Origin of the sequence: Sphingomicrobium clamense (assembly GCF_019264355.1) — a bacterium.
Lineage (GTDB): Bacteria > Pseudomonadota > Alphaproteobacteria > Sphingomonadales > Sphingomonadaceae > Sphingomicrobium > Sphingomicrobium clamense.
Genome location: NZ_JAHVAH010000001.1, coordinates 1,375,575 through 1,394,237 on the forward strand (window position 1 = coordinate 1,375,575; position 18,663 = coordinate 1,394,237).

At 64.2% G+C, this 18,663-nt stretch carries 12 protein-coding genes and 1 tRNA gene; 7 read left to right on the top strand and 6 right to left on the bottom strand.

What is annotated here, in order from left to right:
- The first annotated feature begins 64 nt into the window (after positions 1 to 64).
- From secA to KTQ36_RS07135, 3 genes are all read left to right on the top strand, one after another.
- Entirely contained in the window at positions 65 to 2,815 is a 2,751-nt protein-coding gene (gene secA, locus KTQ36_RS07125) for a preprotein translocase subunit SecA (RefSeq protein ID WP_218633005.1), read from the top strand.
- An 81-nt stretch (positions 2,816 to 2,896) separates the two neighbouring features.
- Positions 2,897 to 6,028: a bifunctional proline dehydrogenase/L-glutamate gamma-semialdehyde dehydrogenase PutA gene (gene putA / locus KTQ36_RS07130; RefSeq protein WP_218633006.1), complete on the top strand. Its 3,132-nt coding sequence runs from the start codon at positions 2,897 to 2,899 to the stop codon at positions 6,026 to 6,028.
- 63 nt (positions 6,029 to 6,091) lie between these two features.
- Positions 6,092 to 6,166 (top strand) — tRNA-Asn (locus tag KTQ36_RS07135).
- Positions 6,167 to 6,291: 125 nt separating this feature from the next.
- On the opposite strand, the gene KTQ36_RS07140 is transcribed toward KTQ36_RS07135, so the two are convergent.
- Positions 6,292 to 7,068, bottom strand: a complete 777-nt coding sequence (locus tag KTQ36_RS07140) for an NAD kinase (RefSeq protein WP_218633007.1) — start codon at positions 7,066 to 7,068, stop codon at positions 6,292 to 6,294.
- Positions 7,069 to 7,269: 201 nt separating this feature from the next.
- Between KTQ36_RS07140 and KTQ36_RS07145 the strand changes: the two genes are divergently transcribed.
- Positions 7,270 to 8,037 (top strand): EAL domain-containing protein, encoded by a 768-nt coding sequence (locus KTQ36_RS07145; protein WP_218633008.1) that lies wholly within the window; start codon positions 7,270 to 7,272, stop codon positions 8,035 to 8,037.
- Here KTQ36_RS07145 and mfd read toward each other — a convergent pair.
- Positions 8,034 to 11,513, bottom strand: a complete 3,480-nt coding sequence (mfd, locus tag KTQ36_RS07150) for a transcription-repair coupling factor (protein WP_218633009.1) — start codon at positions 11,511 to 11,513, stop codon at positions 8,034 to 8,036. The two genes, KTQ36_RS07145 and mfd, sit on opposite strands and share 4 nt — an antisense overlap.
- The gene (locus KTQ36_RS07155) at positions 11,510 to 11,770 is read right to left on the bottom strand and encodes an FAD assembly factor SdhE (RefSeq protein WP_218633010.1); all 261 of its coding nucleotides are present in this window, start codon (positions 11,768 to 11,770) and stop codon (positions 11,510 to 11,512) included. The genes mfd and KTQ36_RS07155 overlap by 4 nt, the downstream gene beginning before the upstream one ends.
- A 105-nt stretch (positions 11,771 to 11,875) precedes the next feature.
- Here KTQ36_RS07155 and recG point away from each other — a divergent pair, with 105 nt between their 5' ends.
- Positions 11,876 to 13,930, top strand: coding sequence for an ATP-dependent DNA helicase RecG (gene recG, locus KTQ36_RS07160; protein WP_218633011.1), 2,055 nt, complete (start codon positions 11,876 to 11,878; stop codon positions 13,928 to 13,930).
- A 99-nt stretch (positions 13,931 to 14,029) separates the two neighbouring features.
- On the opposite strand, the gene KTQ36_RS07165 is transcribed toward recG, so the two are convergent.
- Positions 14,030 to 14,350, bottom strand: coding sequence for a hypothetical protein (locus KTQ36_RS07165; RefSeq protein WP_218633012.1), 321 nt, complete (start codon positions 14,348 to 14,350; stop codon positions 14,030 to 14,032).
- Positions 14,351 to 14,427: 77 nt separating this feature from the next.
- Positions 14,428 to 15,648 carry a tyrosine--tRNA ligase gene (gene tyrS, locus KTQ36_RS07170; RefSeq protein ID WP_218633013.1) on the bottom strand — a complete coding sequence of 407 codons (1,221 nt, stop codon included), beginning with the start codon at positions 15,646 to 15,648 and terminating at the stop codon, positions 14,428 to 14,430.
- 93 nt (positions 15,649 to 15,741) lie between these two features.
- Between tyrS and KTQ36_RS07175 the strand changes: the two genes are divergently transcribed.
- Positions 15,742 to 16,281 (top strand): DOMON-like domain-containing protein, encoded by a 540-nt coding sequence (locus KTQ36_RS07175; protein WP_218633014.1) that lies wholly within the window; start codon positions 15,742 to 15,744, stop codon positions 16,279 to 16,281.
- Positions 16,278 to 17,480 (top strand): exo-beta-N-acetylmuramidase NamZ family protein, encoded by a 1,203-nt coding sequence (locus KTQ36_RS07180; protein ID WP_218633015.1) that lies wholly within the window; start codon positions 16,278 to 16,280, stop codon positions 17,478 to 17,480. The genes KTQ36_RS07175 and KTQ36_RS07180 overlap by 4 nt, the downstream gene beginning before the upstream one ends.
- Here KTQ36_RS07180 and KTQ36_RS07185 read toward each other — a convergent pair.
- Positions 17,477 to 18,658, bottom strand: coding sequence for a vWA domain-containing protein (locus KTQ36_RS07185; protein WP_218633016.1), 1,182 nt, complete (start codon positions 18,656 to 18,658; stop codon positions 17,477 to 17,479). The genes KTQ36_RS07180 and KTQ36_RS07185 overlap by 4 nt on opposite strands.
- Positions 18,659 to 18,663 lie beyond the last annotated feature (5 nt).

Consider the following 18,663-nt stretch of genomic DNA (forward strand, 5'->3'; position numbering starts at 1 on the left):
TTCCTAAACGCGCCCCGAACTATTTTCGCGCACGCAGACGCGCACGACACCCCAAGGGAAACTCATGGTATCCAACCTCGTCAAGACGCTGTTTGGCTCGTCCAACGACCGGCATGTCGCCAAGCTCATGCGGACGGTCAACGTCATCAACGACCTCGAGCCGCAGATGCAGGCGATGTCCGACGAAGAGTTGCAGGCGCAAACGGAGAAATTCCGCGCCCGTCTCGACAATGGCGAAAACCTTGACGACCTCCTTCCCGAAGCCTTCGCGACGGTCCGCGAAGCGTCGGTCCGAACGCTCGGCATGCGACACTTCGACGTGCAGATGGTGGGCGGCATGGCGCTCCATCGCGGCGAAATCGCCGAAATGCGCACGGGTGAGGGCAAGACGCTGGTTGCGACGCTCGCCTGTTACCTCAACGCGCTGCCCGGTAAGGGCGTGCACGTGGTCACGGTCAACGACTATCTGGCCGCGCGTGACGCGGAGTGGATGGGCGAGATCTACAAGTTCCTCGGCCTCCAGGTCGGGGTCGTCGTCCCCAACATTCCCGAGCAGGATCGCCGCGCGGCTTATCAGGCCGATATCACCTACGCGACCAATAACGAGCTCGGCTTCGATTACCTGCGCGACAATATGAAGATGAGCCGCCGACAGATGGTGCAGCGGCCGTTCAATTTCGCGGTGGTCGACGAGGTCGACTCGATCCTCATCGACGAGGCCCGCACCCCGCTGATCATCTCGGGCCCGACCGAAGACAAGTCGGAGCTCTACATCTCGGTCGACAAGCTCGTGCGCGAGCTGGGCGAGGAAGATTACGAGAAGGACGAAAAGCAGCGCAGCGTCGTCCTGACCGAAGAAGGCACCGAAAAGGTCGAGCGCCTCCTCGAGGAAGCGGGCCTGATCGAGGGCACCAACCTTTACGACGTCGAGAACACGCAGGTCGTGCACCACGTCAACCAGGCGCTCAAGGCCAATGTCCTGTTCAAGCGCGACACCGATTACATCGTGAAGGACGACAAGGTCGTCATCATCGACGAATTCACGGGTCGCATGATGGACGGACGCCGCTGGTCCGACGGCCTGCACCAGGCGGTGGAGGCCAAGGAAGGCGTCGACATCAAGCCCGAGAACCAGACGCTCGCCTCGATCACCTTCCAGAATTATTTCCGCATGTATCCGAAGCTCTCGGGCATGACCGGTACCGCGCTCACCGAAGCGCCCGAATTTTTCGATATCTACAAGATGCACGTCACTTCGATCCCGACCAACAAGCCGGTCGGCCGCGTCGACGAGGACGATGTCTTCTACAAGACGATCCAGGACAAGTTCGCCGCCATCGCTACCGAAATCCGTGAAAAGCAGGAGCTCGGCCAGCCCGTACTGGTCGGCACCGTGTCGATCGAAAAGTCGGAGATGCTGAGCGAATATCTCCAGAAAGAAGGCATCGAGCACAGCGTCCTCAACGCCCGTTTCCACGAAACCGAAGCGCACATCGTGGCGCAGGCGGGCCGCATCGGCGCGGTGACCGTGTCGACCAACATGGCGGGCCGCGGCACCGACATCCAGCTGGGCGGTAACGTCGATTTTCGGATCGAGGACGAGCTCAAGGACATGCCCGAGGGCCTCGAGCGCGACAAGGCGATCGAGAAGATCAAGGCCGAGGTTGAGGAAGAGCGCCAGCGCGTGCGCGACGTCGGTGGTCTCTACGTGCTCGGCACCGAACGTCACGAAAGCCGCCGCATCGACAACCAGCTACGCGGCCGTTCGGGTCGTCAGGGCGACCCGGGCCTGTCGAAATTCTATTTGTCGCTCGACGACGATCTGCTGCGCATCTTCGGACCACAGACCGCTTTCGCGCGGCTGATGAACAAAAATCTCGAAGACGGGGAGGCGATCACCCACCCGTGGCTCTCGAAGGCGATCGAGACTGCACAGAAGAAGGTCGAGGCGCGCAACTACGACATTCGTAAGCAGGTCGTCGAATATGATGACGTTATGAACGACCAGCGCAAGGTGATCTATGCCCAGCGCGAGGAAGTCATGGACGCCGACCAGGTCAGCGACGTGGTCGAGGACATGCGCCACGACACGGCCGCGGGTCTCGTCATCCATTACTGTCCGCCGGGCAGCTTCCCCGAACAGTGGGACCTTGCGGGCCTCAAGGAAGGCATTGCCGACATCTTCGAACTCGACATGCCGATCGAGGCTTGGGCCGAGGAAGAGGAAGTCGAGCAGGAGCTCTGGATCGACCGCATCGACGACGCTGCCAAGCAGAAGATGGACGCCAAGATCGAGGGTCTTGACGAGGAACGCTGGAAGCAGATCGAAAAGCAGGTCCTGCTCCAGTCGATCGACAGCAACTGGAAAGAGCATCTCTCGACGCTCGACGCATTGCGCCAGTCGATCGGGCTGCGCAGCTATGCCCAGCGCAAGCCGATCGATGAATATAAGCAGGAAGCCTTCATGCTGTTCGAGCGGCTGCTGGTGACCATCCGCGAGGAAGTGACCAAGGCGCTGACCCGACTGCAGATCCAGATCGAACAGCCGGCAGCGCCGCCGCCGGGCACGCTTCCCGATTTCATTACCAGCCACTTCGACCCGCTGTCGGGCGACGACAATAGCGCCGACATCGATGCGGAAACCGGTACGATCCGCTCAAGCCTGCCGCCGCGCCAGAGCCCGCGTCCGGGTGCGCCGCAGGCGGTGCTCGACGCCGCGCCCGAAGGCGAATTCACGGCACCGGGCAACCGCAACGCGCCATGCCCATGCGGGTCGGGGCGCAAGTATAAGCATTGCCACGGCGCGCTGGCGTAGGCCGCACGTTCACAAAGCTTGCAAATTAAGTGCGCCTCGGCTTCACGCCGGGGCGTATTCATTTGTGCCTGAGAGACTCGCATGATCGATCGCAACGCGCTGCGTCACGCCTACCGCCCCGAAGAAAACGCGCTCGTTTCGGAGCGCCTCAACCAGGCGCGGTTGAGCAAGGCGCAGGCGGGCGAGGCCGAGGCGATGGCACGCACGCTCGTCTCGGCAGTGCGCGAACACAAAGCTGCCGGGATCGACGCCTTCATGCAGGCCTATGACCTCGGGTCGGACGAGGGCATCGCGCTGATGTGCCTTGCCGAAGCGCTGCTGCGCGTGCCCGATGCGGAAACCGCCGACGACCTGATCGCCGACAAGTTGGCCGGTCCCGACTGGGCGGAGCGCCTTGGCGGGTCGAAGTCGACCTTCGTCAACGCCGCGACCTTCTCGCTGCTCTTGACCGGCGAAGTGCTCGAAAAGGCCAATGACCGGTCGGAAAACTGGCAGGCCGCCATCGGCCGTGCCGTGGGTCGCCTCGGCGAGCCCGTCATTCGCACTGCGGTCAACCAGGCGATGAAAATCCTCGGCAAGCAATTCGTCTTCGGCCGCACCATCGGCGAAGCGCTGCGCCGCGCCAAGCCCGAGCAGCGCAAGGGCTGGAGCCACAGTTTCGACATGCTGGGCGAGGCGGCCAAGACCTATGCTGACGCCGAGCGCTACGCCCAGGCCTACGAGAGGGCGATCGAGGAAATCGCCAAAGTTGCCAAAGGCGGGGTTCGCGAAGCGCCGGGCATTTCAGTCAAGCTCTCCGCGCTCCACCCGCGCTACGAATGGAGCCATGGCGAGGAAGCCAAGGCAGCGATCCTGCCCGTGCTCAAGAAGCTGTGCGCCAAGGCTGCGGCGGCCGACGTCCACCTAACCATCGACGCCGAGGAAGCCGACCGGCTCGAGCTGCAGCTCGACCTGGTCGAGGCCATCGTTGAGGCCGACGAGATCTTCGCCAGCGGCTGGGAAGGCTTCGGCCTCGCGATCCAGGCCTATCAGAAGCGCGGCCTCGAGGCGTGCGACTGGATCATCCGCCTCGCGCGCCAATATGACCGCAAGCTGATGGTGCGCCTGGTCAAGGGCGCCTATTGGGACACCGAGATCAAGCTCGCGCAGGTCGCAGGCCTGACCGACTATCCGGTCTTCACGCGCAAGCTGGCGACCGACGTCTCCTATCTCGCCTGCGTGAAGCTGCTGATGACCGCGCAGGATTGCATCTATCCCGCCTTCGCGACCCACAACGCCAATACCATCGCACAGGTGAAGGCGATTGCTGGCCCGCGCCAGGGCCGCCCCGGCTTCGAATTCCAGCGCCTCCACGGCATGGGTACCGAGCTCTACGAAGAGCTGCACAAGCTCGAGGAAGGCATCGGCGAAGAGCATACGCCGATCCGCCTTTACGCGCCCGTGGGGAGCCACAAGGAACTGCTCGCCTATCTCGTCCGCCGCCTGCTCGAAAACGGCGCCAACTCAAGCTTCGTCAACCGCGTCGCCGACGAGAACGTGCCGGTCGAGGAACTGGTCCGCAACGCCGTCGAGGAGCTCGAAAAGCTCGAACCCAAGCGCAATCCAATGATCCCGCTGCCCGACCAGATTTTCGGCCCGGGGCGCAAGAATAGTGCGGGTGTCGACCTGACCGACCCGCTGGTGCGCGTGCCGCTGATGGAACGGCTCAACCAGATGCGCGAGCTGACCCACGAGGCGCAGCCGACCGAGCGCGCCAAGGGCGAACACCCCGTTCGCCGCATCACCAGCCCGCATGACGACCGCATCGAGGTCGGCGTGGTCCACGAAGCCACCGAGGGCGCGATCGACCGCGCGATGGAGGCCGCTGCCGACGCGCAGCCTGCCTGGGACCAGCTGGGCGGCAGAGCGCGTGCCGACATGCTCGACAAGGCCGCCGACCTGTTCGAGCGCGATGCCGAGCTGCTCTTCTCCATGTGCATTCGCGAAGCGGGCAAGACGCTCCCCGACGCCGTGCTCGAAGTGCGCGAGGCGGTCGACTTCCTGCGCTATTACGCCTCCGAAGCGCGCGCTAAGTTCACCCACGCCATCCCGCTGCCCGGGCCGACCGGAGAGACCAACGAACTGCGCCTGCACGGCCGCGGCGTCTGGGTCACGATCAGCCCGTGGAATTTCCCGCTCGCCATCTTCACCGGCATGCTCTCGGCCGCGCTGGCGGCGGGCAATGCGGTACTGGCCAAGCCTGCCGAGCAGACCCCGCTGATCGCCGCGCATGCTATCCGGCTGATGCACGAAGCGGGCATCCCGGAAAACATCTGCCAGCTCATGCCGGGCGACGGCAAGGTCGGGGCCGAACTGGTCGCGCATCGCCTGACCGCCGGCGTCGCCTTCACGGGCTCGACCGAAACGGCACGGATCATCGCCCGCACGCTCGCGGAAAAGACCGATGGGCCGATCGTGCCGCTGATCGCCGAGACGGGCGGCCAGAACGCGATGATCGTCGATTCCAGCGCGCTCCCCGAGCAGGTGACGCGCGACGTCGTCTCGTCGTCGTTCCAGTCGGCGGGCCAGCGCTGCTCGGCGCTCCGCGTGCTCTACATCCAGGACGATGTCGCCGACGAGATGCTGCGCATGATCGCGGGCGCACTCGAAGCGCAGACCATCGGCGATCCGCGCGACCTGCGCACCGATGTCGGCCCGGTGATCGATGCCGGCGCACGACAGGCGCTGCGCCGCCATCTCGACTGGCTCGAACATCACGCCAAGCCGATCATGGTCCGCGAGCTGCCCACGGGCACCGAACATGGCTATTTCGTCCCGCCCGCAATGTACGAGATCGAGCATCTCTCGCAGTTGACGCAGGAGAATTTCGGGCCGATCCTCCACGTCATCCGCTGGAAGGCGGGCGACCTGCCCAAGGTCGTCGAGGCGATCAATTCGACCGGCTACGGGCTCACGCTCGGCCTCCAGAGCCGCATTGACACGACCCGCCGCTACGTCGAGAAACATGCCCGCGTCGGCAATCTCTACGTCAACCGCAACCAGATTGGCGCAGTCGTGGAATCGCAGCCCTTCGGGGGCGAGGGCCTGTCGGGCACGGGTCCCAAGGCAGGCGGCCCCAACTATGTCGAGCGCTTCGCCACCGAACGCGTCACCTGCATCGACACGACGGCCGCGGGCGGCAACGCATCGCTGATGGCGGCGATCGAGGGGTAGGCGCAAAAGTCACTTGAAACGCGTGACGAGCGCGCTATACGGCCTCCCACGCCTTCGGGTTGCTCCCCGATAGCTCAGCGGTAGAGTAGGTGACTGTTAATCACTTGGTCGTTGGTTCGAATCCAACTCGGGGAGCCATTTTTCGCAAAGCACCGAATGAAAGAGCGTGAACGCAGTGAGCGTTCTTGCATGAGAGATGCTGCGCGCGGACGGCCAGCGCGCAGCGACTGGTCCGACGGGGTCAGGCCGCCCTGACCCCAGCCTTAGCTCACAGCGAACTGTTCGAGCGCGATCCGCTCGTCGAGCGCGTGATCGGGATCGAACAACAGGGTCAGCTGCCGCTCGCGATCAAGCGTGACCGACACCTTGGCGACGTCGCGCACCTCATAATAGTCGGCAACCGCCGCCACGCGCCGGTCCTCGGGATCCTTGACGGTAAAGTTCACCGCCGTGTCCTCGGGCAGGATCGCGCCGGGCCAGCGACGCGGACGAAACGGCGAGATCGGGGTCAGCGCCAGCATATTGGCCGACAAGGGCAGGATCGGCCCCCCGGCGCTGAGGTTGTAGGCGGTCGAACCGGCAGGGGTCGCGACCATCACCCCGTCGCAGACCAGCTCGTCGAGGGCAGGGCGCCCTGCGACATCGATGGAAATCTTCGCGGTCCGCCCGGTCTCGCGCAGCAGCGAGACCTCGTTGATCGCGGCGCGATGGTCCTTCTTGCCGTCGGTGGTCGTCACGTCCATGCGCAGGGGCGCGATCTCGATCGCTTTTGCGGCGGCGACGCGCTCGTGCAGATCGTCGTCGCGCAGCGGATTCATGAGAAAGCCGACCGTTCCCCGATTGATGCCGAAGACCGGGCGCTCGGGAATGTCGCCTTCGAGCATCGAATGGAGGGTGCGCAGCATGAACCCGTCGCCGCCCAGCGCGACGATGACCTCGGCCTCGTCATTGGCGACGAAGTCATAGGCGCTCGAAAGCTGGCGCAGCGCTTCCTGCGCCGGTGCTTTCTGCGAGGCCAAGATTCCCAGTTTTCCGCTCATCTGCGTCCTTTCGCCCTGTCGGCGAGGGCACCATAGGCATTTTCGGCGCGCAATCCACTGTCCCATCGCGGGGCATCGGTCGATCTGCCCCTGCAACAAACGGCACTTTTGCGCCACACCGGCGTCATGTTGAGTAGCTGGACACGGGGCGCGAAGGGCGCATGGGGACGACGGGCTTCGGATGGAGCGAAGCCGGTCACGGTGGCGCCGAAGCGCGACCGGAAGCTGGAAGCCGCGATCGCCGGGGACGAGATCGGCCTGCGCTACCAGCCCCAGCTCGATCCGATGACGGGTGAGGTCGTCGGGGTCGAGGCGCTGGCGCGGTGGAGCGGGGAAGAGGATGCCGGGGACCTCTTCCGCCGCGCCGCCGACGCCAGGCTCGACGAGCGCCTGTCGCGCCAGGTCGCCGAAAAGGCGATCCGGCGGGCGGCCCGGTGGAGGGGTTCGCTCGCCACCGTCTGTCTCTCGATCAACCTGCTTCCCTCGGACCTCGCGCATGACGACTATCCCGACTGGCTGCTGACCCAGCTGGAACGGCAAGGCTTCGCGCCCGAACGGCTGACGGTGGAAATCGTCGAGAGTGACTTGCTGAGCGACAGCGGCGCCGCGGCGGCCCGGCTACAGCGATTGCGCGATGTCGGCATCCGGGTGGCGATCGACGATTTCGGCACGGGCTATGCCAGCCTGGCGTGGCTCACGGGACTTCCCATCGACACGCTCAAGATCGACCGTGAACTGATCACCGACATCGTCGGCAAGGACCGCGACCGCATCGTCGTGCGTGCGATGCTGCGGCTCGCGCAGGACCTCGAGATGAAGACTATCGTCGAGGGCGTGGAATGCTCGGCCCAGCTGGCATTGCTCGCCGACTGGGGCTGCGATCTCTACCAAGGATTCCTCGGCTCCGAGCCGCTCAGCGAGGAAGAATTGCACCGCTTCGTGCGCACCGCCAACCTCGCGGTCGCTTAGGCGGCTTCCATTTCCTTCAACGCTTTAGCGGCGGTTCTTGCGAGCCCGCGCGACAATTGGAGCGCGCCTTCGAGCCGGTCATGCTCGGTCCGCCAGTTGCGACTGACCACCAGTTTCTCGTCCGGCCGCAGCTTGGCGCTGCCCTTCAGCCGCTCGATATAGCCGAACAAGGCCGGGATCGACGGGAAGCCCCCCTCGGCAAAGGTGACGACCGCGCCCTTCGACCCGACGTCCAGCTTGGCGATCCGCGCCTTGCGGCAATTGATCTTGGTCTCGACGATGGTGAGCAAATTCTGCACCTCGTGCGGCAGCTTGCCGAAGCGATCGATCAGTTCGGCCGCGAATTCGTCGATCTCGGCGCGGGTCGAGAGGTCGGCCAGGCGGCGATAGAGCCCCATGCGTAGGTCGAGGTCGGCAACATAGTCGTCGGGGATCAGCACCGGCGCATCGACATTAATCTGCGGATTGACGTGACCCTGCCGCTCTTCGTCATCGCCGCCCGCCTTGAGGTTGGCGATCGCCTCCTCGAGCATCGACTGGTAGAGTTCGAACCCGACTTCCTTGATATGCCCCGACTGCTCGTCACCGAGCAGGTTGCCGGCCCCACGCAGGTCGAGATCGTGGCTCGCCAGCTGGAAGCCGGCGCCGAGATTGTCGAGGCTGGCGAGGATCTGAAGCCGCTTCGTCGCGCTTTCGCTGACAAGCCGCACCTCGGGCGTGGTCAGATAGGCGTAGGCGCGCGTCTTGGAACGACCCACGCGCCCGCGAAGCTGGTAGAGCTGGGCAAGGCCGAAGCGATCGGCGCGATGCACGACCAGCGTGTTGGCCGTGGGAACATCGAGCCCGCTCTCCACGATCGTCGTCGACAAGAGCACGTCATACTTGCGGTCGTAAAAAGCGCTCATCCGCTCCTCAACCTCGCTCGGCGGCATCTGCCCGTGCGCGACGACATATTTCACCTCGGGCACTTCCTCGCGCAGGAATTGCTCGATGTCGGGCAGATCGGCGATGCGCGGGACGACGTAGAAGCTCTGCCCGCCGCGATAATGTTCGCGCAGCAGCGCCTCGCGCACGACCACCGGGTCGAACGGCGTCACGTAGGTACGCACTGCGAGCCGGTCGATCGGCGGGGTCTGGATGACCGACAGCTCGCGCAGCCCGCTCATCGCCATCTGCAGCGTGCGCGGGATCGGCGTCGCGGTGAGCGTCAAGACGTGGACGTTGGTCTTGAGCGCTTTCAGCCGCTCCTTGTGGGTCACCCCGAAATGCTGCTCCTCGTCGACAATGACGAGCCCGAGCCGTTTGAATTTGACCGTTTTTCCGAGCAGAGCGTGCGTGCCGATGACGATATCGACTTGGCCGTCCTCGAGGCCCTCCCTGGTCTTCTTCGCTTCCGCTGCCGGAACGAGCCGCGACAGGCGCCCGACCTTGATCGGAAAGCCCTGAAGCCGCTCGGTGAAGTTCTGGTAATGCTGGCGCGCGAGGAGGGTGGTAGGCGCCACCAGCGCAACCTGCATTCCGTCCATCGCCGCCACGAAGGCGGCGCGCAATGCGACTTCGGTCTTGCCGAAGCCGACATCGCCGCACACGAGCCGATCCATCGGCTTGCCCGACCCCAGATCCTCGAGCACCTCGGCGATCGCCTTTTCCTGGTCGTCCGTCTCTTCGTAGGGGAAGCGGTCGACGAATTGCGGAAAGGCGCTGTCGGGCACGGCGGGCTCTGCCTTGCGCGTGGCGCGCTTGGCGGCGACGGCGATGAGCTTGCCAGCAATCTCGCGGATCCGCTCCTTCATCTTCGCCTTGCGCCGCTGCCACGCTTCGCCGCCCAACTTGTCGAGCGCAACCGCCTCATCCCCGCCGCCATAGTGGGTTAGCACGTCGATATTCTCGACCGGCACGTAAAGCTTGTCGTCACCCTTGTAGGAAATCGCGACGCAGTCGTGCGGCGCGTTGGCGACATCGATGGTCAGCAAACCGTCGTAGCGTCCGATGCCATGCTCTTCGTGCACCACGAGGTCACCCGGCGTCATCGCCGACAATTCGGCGAGGAAGGCGTCCGCGCTCTTCTTGCGCTTCGAACGGCGAACCAGGCGGTCGCCGAGCATGTCCTGTTCCGACAGCACCGCGACATCGGGCGCGGTAAAGCCATGATCGAGCGGCAGGACTAGCAGCGCCGGTCCCTTGGCACCCAGCGCTTCCTGCCAGGTCTCCGCCTCGACAAGCGCCTTCACGCCATGATCGGCGAGCAACCCCTTCAGTCGCTCGCGCGCCCCGAGCGAATAGCTCGCCAGCACGATCTTGCGGTCGAGGTTGCCCAGATGCTCCGCCACCGCTTCGTAGACATTGGTGCCCTGCGCTCGCTCCGGCGCAAAATCCCGCGGTCCCGCGACTTCGAAATCGACCACCGTATCGCTATCAGGCGCGGGGAATGGGGACGCCAGGTGGACCGGTCGGCTCTCGAGCCGCTCCTGCCACTCCTTCTCACGCAGATAGAGCCGATCGGGGGGCAGGGGGCGATAGCTGCCCGCGTCCGCAGCTTCGACCCGCTTGCGGTTGGCGTAATAGTCCTCGATTGCCTCCTGCCGCGCCTCCATCGCCGCGTCGGCATTGGCGTCGCGCACGATGACGTCAGCCTCGCCCAGATGGTCGAATAGCTCGGCCATCTTTTCCTCGAACAGCGGGAGCCAGTGCTCCATGCCTGCCATCCGCCGCCCTTCGCTCACCGCCTGGTAGAGCGGGTCGGTGGTCGCCGTCGCGCCGTACAGGTCGCGATAGCCAACGCGGAAGCGCTTGATCGTGTCCTCTTCGAGCAACGTCTCGGACGCCGGCATCAACGTGAAGGCACTGGTCCGCCCGGTCGAGCGCTGGTCGGTCGGATCGAAGGCGCGCATCGTCTCGATCTCGTCGCCGAAGAAATCGAGCCGCACCCCGTGCGACAGGCCCGCGGGGAAGAGGTCGACGATCGCACCGCGCACCGCATATTCCCCCGCATCGTGCACGGCATCGACGCGCTGGTAGCCATTGGCGTCAAGCAGGCGGATGAGATCGTCGCGATCGATCTCGACACCCTCGGCGAGGCGCTTGGTCAGCCCGCTGACCCGTTCGGGCGTCAGCATCTTCTGTCCCGCTGCGTTGACGGTGGTCAGCAGCACCTGCGGCTTCTCGACCTTCTCCTGCAGTCGCGCCAACGTGCCGAGCCGCTCCGCCATCACGCGCAGCGCAGGGCTCGACCGGTCGTAGGGAAGGCAGTCCCAAGCAGGCAGTTGCAACACTTCCACCTCGGACCCGAACACCGGGATCGTCTCCGCCAGCGCGCGCATGGCCGTTTCGTCGGCCGCAATGATCACCGCACGGCCATTCTTCCGCGCAGCCGCCCGTGCGATGTCGCTCGCCAGCCACGGGAGATAACCGGACGGCACCCGCGCCAGGGTCAGGGCCTTGTCGGCCTTCAAGAGGGTCTGAAGCGTGTCGGTCATTCGGGGTGCGCGATATAATCCAGCTTCTGCATCGCCTCCATCATCGGCCCCTGATAGCGCTCGGGCACGTCCTGCGTGCCGATCGCCCAGGCCATGATGTCGACGTCGGTTTCGGTCAGCAGCGCCGCGAACAGCGCCAGCTCATGTTCGTTCCAGCCCGCATTGTGGCGATCGAAAAACCCGCCGATCAGCAGGTCGGCTTCCTTCGTCCCGCGATGCCATGCGCGAAATTTCAGCGCGCGGCGCAATTCGTCCATCGATCTCTTCCCATGCGTCATTGGCCCCGAGCGTATTTCCGCCCGTGGCTACCGTCTGTTGCGGGGGCTGTAGGCGAATGAAACGCGCTAGGCTAGGGAGGGTTCATGCGGCCCGAGATTCTTCAGCCACTTTTTGCGGAAAGCTCGTCGCTCAAGGGGGTCGGCGACAAGCTCGCCAAGGGCCTGGCGCGGCTCAAGATCGAGCGTGTGCTCGACTTCCTCTTCCACCTGCCGACCGGCATGATCGAACGCGTCCGTGCCCCGCAAGCAAGCCACGCGCTGGTCGGCAAGATCGTGATTCTCGAGCTCGTGCCCTACCAGGTGCGCGAAGGCAGGGGCCGCGCCCCGACCCGCATCCTCGCCGCCGACGATGACGGCAATACGGTGACGCTGACCTTCTTCAACAATCCCGGCTGGGCGAAGAAGCAGTTGCCGCTCGACGAGCGCCGCATCGCTTCGGGCAAGCTCGACGCGTTCGGGCAGGAATTGCAGATCGTCCATCCCGACGTCGTGTCGTTCGAGGAAGCGGGCAAGCTCCCGCTGCGCGAGCCGGTCTATCCGCTCACCGAAGGGATGAGCAACAAGCGGCTGCGCGAATTCATCGGCGAGGCGCTGGAACGCGCGCCCGAGCTTCCCGAATGGATCGAGAATTCGCTCAAAGGCCGTCACGGGTGGAAAGACTGGCGCGGCGCGCTGGCCGAAATTCATTCAGACCCGACCGCAGACAAGGCGCGTAACCGTCTGGCTTATGACGAGATTTTTGCCAACCAGCTGGCGTTGCTCCTGATTCGGCAGTCAAGCCGGCGCCGGCGCACGCGTCCGCTCGCCGGCGACGGATCGGTGACGGGCAAGCTCAAGCTGCCCTACCGCCTGACGGGCGCGCAGGAGCGGGTGATCGGCGAAATCCTCGGCGATATGGCGCAGGATCGCCCCATGCTCCGCCTGCTCCAGGGCGATGTCGGCGCGGGCAAGACGCTGGTCGGCCTCCACGCCATGCTCGCCGCGGTCGAGAGCAAGGCGCAGGCGGCAATGCTCGCCCCGACCGAAATCCTCGCGCGCCAGCATTATGAAACGCTGCGCCAATGGTGCGCGCCGATCGGGGTCGAGGTCGCCATCCTCACCGGCCGCGACAAGGGCAGGGCAAGGGAAGCGGTATTGATGGGGCTCGCCGATGGCAGCATCGACATCCTCGTCGGCACCCACGCCATCTTCCAGCAGGGGGTGGCTTACAAGGATCTCGGCCTCGTCATCGTCGACGAACAGCATCGTTTCGGCGTCTCGCAGCGGCTGCTGCTGACCGAGAAGGGCAAGAGCCCGCCGCATCTCCTCGCGATGACCGCCACGCCGATCCCGCGCACCCTAACGCTCACCCAATATGGCGAGATGGAGGTCAGCCAGATCGACGAGCTTCCGCCGGGGCGCCAACCGATCGAGACGCTGGTGGTCTCCGAAGGCAAGATCGCCGACGTGGTCGAGGGACTGGGGCGGCATATCGAGGGCGGCGGACAGGCCTATTGGGTGTGTCCGCTGGTCGAGGAAAGCGAGGCCTCCGACGCAGCGGCAGCAGAGGAACGCGCGCGCGTCCTGCGGGAAAGATTTGGCGGAAGAGTGGGGCTGGTGCACGGCCGCATGAAGGGACCGGAGAAGGATGACGTCATGACGTCATTCGCGTCCGGAGAGCTTTCCGTGCTGGTCGCGACAACCGTGATCGAGGTCGGGGTCGATGTCCCCAAAGCGACGCTGATGATCATCGAAGGTGCCGAACGGTTCGGCCTTGCCCAGCTCCACCAGCTGCGCGGGCGCGTCGGGCGCGGGGAGGGCAAGAGCCGCTGTCTCCTGTTGCGTGGCCCCGAACTCAGCGAAACCGCCCGCGCGCGCCTGGCGCTGATGCGCGAGACCAATGACGGCTTCCGCATCGCCGAAGAAGACCTCAAGCTACGCGGTCCCGGCGAAATCCTCGGCACCCGCCAATCCGGCGAAGCCGCCTTCCGCATTGCGACTGCCAAGGACGTCGTGGCACTAGCTCCGGCGGCCCAAAGCGATGCGCAGCTTCTGCTCGACCGCGACGGCGGATTGGAGGGCGAACGCGGCCAAGCGGCGCGCACTTGCCTCTACCTCTTTGAACGGGACGCTGCAGTAGGGCTGCTTAAAGGGGGCTGAGCCATTCGCGATGCCTAGTCAGGGACGGGTCTAGTCCTTGCGATCATAATGAACGAAGATCTGCTCGACCCTCGTGGTCGTGTATCTTGTATCAAGCTCTTAAGTGACCAGCGCGACCCCTTCCGCTTCGTTTGCGCAAGAAGGCGAAACACCGTGATAATCAATAGCGTTGGCCGCATGCTGGACTAGCGGCTCCCTCACAGATTCTGGCACTTCTACGCCGTCGATTACCAGTTCTTCCAATTGGATTCTCCAGTACGTGCCATCCTGAACTTTACTTACAAGCACATACGAAGTGCGGTTCGGTTGGCAATGCCATGTGACCTGAAACTCGTACGCTGGCGGCATTGGCGGAGGAGGGATGAGCATTTCGATCGCGCCGAACTGGAAACCAAGAAACACACTAAACGCGCTGAACATACGGATTTCCTAATATCGACATAAACTGAAGGAATAGTTTGTCGAATTTTCGTGGAAATACAAGCTGACGGAACTCGCTAAGGAAGTAACAGCCCGTGCTTCTTCTTGCCCAAACTCAGCTTCGCAGGTGCCCCCGCCACCGCGATCAGCAGCTGCGGGTCGCTCACAGGCTTGTCGTCGAGCTTCACCGCGCCCTCCTTGATCTTGCGCTTGGCTTCGCCGTTGGAGGCGCAGAATCCGAGACCGGTGAGCGCGTCAAGGACCGAGATCGAGCCGTTCGAGGCGATGCTGGGGAGGTTGTCATCGCTCCGACCTTCCTCGAAAGTCTTGCGCGCGGTTTCTTCGGCGGCCTTCGCGGCGTCTTCGCCGTGCAGCATCGCGGTCGTGGCATTGGCCAGCGCGATTTTCGCTTGGTTGATCTCGGCGCCTTCGAGTTTCGAAAGCTTTTCAATCTCTTCGAGGTCGATGTCGGTAAAGAGTTTCAAGAACTTCACCACGTCCGCATCGGCCGTGTTACGCCAGAATTGCCAGTAATCGTAGGGGCTCAGCTGGTCTTCATTGAGCCACACCGCGCCCGCGGCGGTCTTGCCCATTTTCTTGCCGTCCGCAGTGGTGATCAGCGGCGTCGTCACCCCGAACAACTCCTCGCCCGCGCCCATGCGGCGGGTGAGTTCGATGCCGTTGACGATATTGCCCCACTGGTCCGACCCGCCCAGCTGCAGGCGGCACCCGTGGCGCCCGTGCAACTCGCGGAAGTCGTAGGCCTGGAGGATCATGTAGTTGAATTCGAGGAAGGTCAGCGGCTGCTCGCGATCGAGCCGCAGCTTGACGCTGTCGAAGGTCAGCATGCGGTTGACCGTGAAATGCGGCCCAACCTCGCGCAGCAGGTCGAGATAGCCGAGGCTCGACAGCCAGTCGTCATTGTCGACCATGATCGCGGCGTTCGGCCCGTCGAAATCGAGAAAGCGCTCGAACACCTTGCGGATCGAGGCGATATTGGCCTGGATATCTTCGTGGGTGAGCAGCTGGCGGCTCTCGTCCTTGCCCGACGGATCGCCCACCTTGGTCGTCCCGCCACCCATCAGCACGATCGGCCTGTGCCCCGCCTGCTGGAGACGGCGCAGCAGCATGATCTGCACCAGCGATCCCACGTGCAGGCTCGGCGCGGTCGCGTCGAAGCCGACATAGCCGGTAATCGTGTCCTTCGCGGCGAGGGCGTCGAGCCCTTCCGCATCGGTCATCTGGTGGATGTAATCGCGCTCGGAAAGGATGGTGAGCAGGCTGCTGTCGTAGGTCATGGCATGGCTCTAGCAGCGCACCCGTGCGCCTTCCACGGCAAAATGGGGCGCAGATGCTGGAAAATCCGCGCAATTCGTGGCAGCAATGCGCGCATGAAGCCAGTCGAACTCTATATCCACCCGAGCGAGACCAAGGGTGCGGTCAAGAAGGTCAACGCGAAGATCGAGCGCACGTCGCCCGACCATATCCGCCTGACCTACACCATCCTCGATAGCGACGAGGATCTTGCCATTCCCGAAGGCGATGGCATCCGGCGCGACGGATTGTGGCTCCAGACCTGCCTCGAATTCTTCCTCGGTCGCGCGAGCGAGGACAGCTATCGCGAGTTCAACTTCTCGCCCGGCGGCGACTGGGCAGCCTACAGCTTCGACCGCGCGCGGCAGGGCAAGCGCCAGCTGCTGATGCCCGAGGATCCCAAGGTCGCCTGGCGCCGCGACAAGAAGCGGTGGGTGCTCGAGGCCGACCTCATGATCAACGACCTGCCCGAAAATGGCGCGTGCAATCTCACCGCCGTGATCGGAGAGAAGGACGGGACCAAGACCCATTGGGCCGCGCTCCATGCGCCCGATGCGCCCGACTTTCACGATCCCCTTTGCTTCTCTGTGCCCTTTCCGTCATTGGCCAAGGCATGAAATTCGGCATCGACCGGCTGCTCGCCGACCCAGAACTTCGCAAACCCCTTGCTGGCAAGCGCGTCGCCCTGTGCGCGCATCCCGCTTCGGTAGACCGCCACCTCAATCACAGCCTCGATGCGTTGTCCGCGCTCGATGACGTCAAGCTGACCGCCGCCTTCGGCCCGCAGCATGGGATGAAGGGCGACAAGCAGTACAACATGATCGAGAGCGAGGATTATATCGATCCCGTTCACAACATCCCGGTCTTCTCGCTCTACGGCGAAGTCCGCCGCCCGACCGATGCGATGATGGAGCCGTGGGACGCCGTGCTGCTCGACCTGCAGGACGTCGGCTGCCGCATCTACACCTTCCTTACCACGCTGCTCTATCTGCTCGAGGCGGCGGCCACGCATGGCAAGTCAGTCTGGGTGCTCGACCGCCCTAATCCCGCCGGGCGTCCGGTCGAGGGCTCCAAGCTGCAGCCGGGCTATGAAAGCTTTGTCGGCGCCGGGCCGATCCCGATGCGCCACGGCATGACGCTGGGCGAGATGGGCCACTGGTTCGTCGACCATTACAAGCTCGACGTCGATTATCGCGTGATCGAGATGGAGGGCTACGAACCCGACGGCGCAGGCTTCGGCTGGCCGCCCGAGCGGGTCTGGGTCAATCCGTCGCCCAACGCGCCGAGCGTCAACATGGCGCGTGCGTATGCCGGCACGGTGATGCTCGAAGGCACGCATTTGAGCGAGGGCAGGGGTACCACCCGTCCGCTCGAAATCTTCGGCGCACCCGACATCAACGCCCGCGCGGTCATCGATCGCATGCACGCCATCGCCCCGCACTGGCTGGGCGGCTGTACCTTGCGCGAAATCTGGTTCGAGCCGACTTTCTACAAACATGAAGGCGCGCTGTGCCACGGCGTCCACATCCACGGCGAAGGCCCCGACTACGACCATGACGCCTTCCAGCCCTGGCGCGTCCAGGCGCTCGCCTTCAAGGCGATCCGCGATCTCTTCCCCGAATACGACCTCTGGCGCGGCCTCGACTACAAGTACGAATATACCGAAGGCCGCCTCGCGATCGACATGATCAACGGCGGCCCCTTCCTGCGCGAATGGGTCGACGACGAGGGCAGCGAACCCGCCGATCTCGACGCCCACGCCGGCCCCGACGAGGCCGCGTGGTGCGAGGAGCGAAAGCCCTTCCTGCTTTACTAGGCTTTCTTCGACAGTACCCGCATCGCCTCATCCAGCCCATCGAGCGTCAGCGGGTACATGCGGTCGTTCATCAGCTCCTTGAGGATGCGCGTCGAATAGCTGTGGCCCCAATACTGTTCTGGCACCGGGTTGAGCCACGCCGCGCTCTTGTAGGCGTCGGTGATGCGCTGGATCCAGGTCGCGCCCGCTTCCTCGTTATAATGTTCGATAGCCCCGCCCGGATGAGTGATCTCGTAGGGGCTCATCGAGGCATCGCCGACGATGATTACCTTATGGTCGGGCCCGAACTTGTGAAGGATATCCCACGTCGGGATCTGTCCGTCCCAGCGCCGGCGGTTCTCCTTCCACACACCCTCGTAGATGCAATTGTGAAAGTAATAATGCTCCAGATGCTTGAACTCGCCCCGCGCGGCCGAGAACAGCTCCTCGACCTTCTTCACATGGCTGTCCATCGACCCGCCAATGTCGAGGAAGAGCAGCAGCTTCACTGCATTGTGCCGCTCGGGGCGCATCCTGACGTCGAGCCAGCCCTGGCGCGCCGTCCCGTCGATCGTGCCGTCGAGGTCCAGCTCTTCCGCCGCGCCCTCGCGCGCGAACCGCCGTAGCCGCTTGAGCGCCACCTTAATGTTACGCGTGCCCAGTTCCTTGTCGCCGTCGAGATCGCGGAACAGTCGCTTCTCCCAGATCTTGATCGCGCGCTGATGCTTGCCCGCCCCGCCGATCCGCACGCCCTCGGGATTGTAACCGCCATGGCCGAAGGGGGAGGTGCCGCCGGTCCCGATCCACTTGTTGCCGCCCTGATGCCGCCTTTGCTGTTCCTCGAGCCGCTTCTTGAGCGTCTCCATGATCTCGTCCCAGTCGCCCAGCGATTTGATCTCTTCCATCTCTTCGGGCGTGAAGTAGCGTTCGGCCACCTGGCGCAGCCAGTCCTCGGGCAGGTCAACGTTGAGCTCCTCGCCCTCGTCCCGCTCGAGCCCCTTGAAGACTTCGCTAAATACCCGGTCGAACCGGTCGAGATGCGCCTCGTCATGCACGAAGGTCGCGCGCGCTAGATAATAGAATTGCGTCGGATCGGCCGCGATGACCTCGCGGTCGAGCGCTTCCAATAGCGTCAGATGCTCCTTGAGACTGGCGGGGAGGCCCGCAGCGCGCAGCGCGTCGACGAATGAAATGAACATGGGCG

Bases quoted from the DNA above. Each gene is read 5' to 3' on its own strand.
- KTQ36_RS07140 (WP_218633007.1), bottom strand. From the start codon at position 7,068: ATGAGCGGAAAACTGGGAATCTTGGCCTCGCAGAAAGCACCGGCGCAG.
- KTQ36_RS07185 (WP_218633016.1), bottom strand. From the start codon at position 18,658: ATGTTCATTTCATTCGTCGACGCGCTGCGCGCTGCGGGCCTCCCCGCC.
- tyrS (WP_218633013.1), bottom strand. From the start codon at position 15,648: ATGACCTACGACAGCAGCCTGCTCACCATCCTTTCCGAGCGCGATTAC.
- secA (WP_218633005.1), top strand. From the start codon at position 65: ATGGTATCCAACCTCGTCAAGACGCTGTTTGGCTCGTCCAACGACCGG.
- KTQ36_RS07165 (WP_218633012.1), bottom strand. From the start codon at position 14,350: ATGTTCAGCGCGTTTAGTGTGTTTCTTGGTTTCCAGTTCGGCGCGATC.
- recG (WP_218633011.1), top strand. From the start codon at position 11,876: ATGCGGCCCGAGATTCTTCAGCCACTTTTTGCGGAAAGCTCGTCGCTC.
- mfd (WP_218633009.1), bottom strand. From the start codon at position 11,513: ATGACCGACACGCTTCAGACCCTCTTGAAGGCCGACAAGGCCCTGACC.
- putA (WP_218633006.1), top strand. From the start codon at position 2,897: ATGATCGATCGCAACGCGCTGCGTCACGCCTACCGCCCCGAAGAAAAC.
- KTQ36_RS07180 (WP_218633015.1), top strand. From the start codon at position 16,278: ATGAAATTCGGCATCGACCGGCTGCTCGCCGACCCAGAACTTCGCAAA.
- KTQ36_RS07175 (WP_218633014.1), top strand. From the start codon at position 15,742: ATGAAGCCAGTCGAACTCTATATCCACCCGAGCGAGACCAAGGGTGCG.
- KTQ36_RS07155 (WP_218633010.1), bottom strand. From the start codon at position 11,770: ATGGACGAATTGCGCCGCGCGCTGAAATTTCGCGCATGGCATCGCGGG.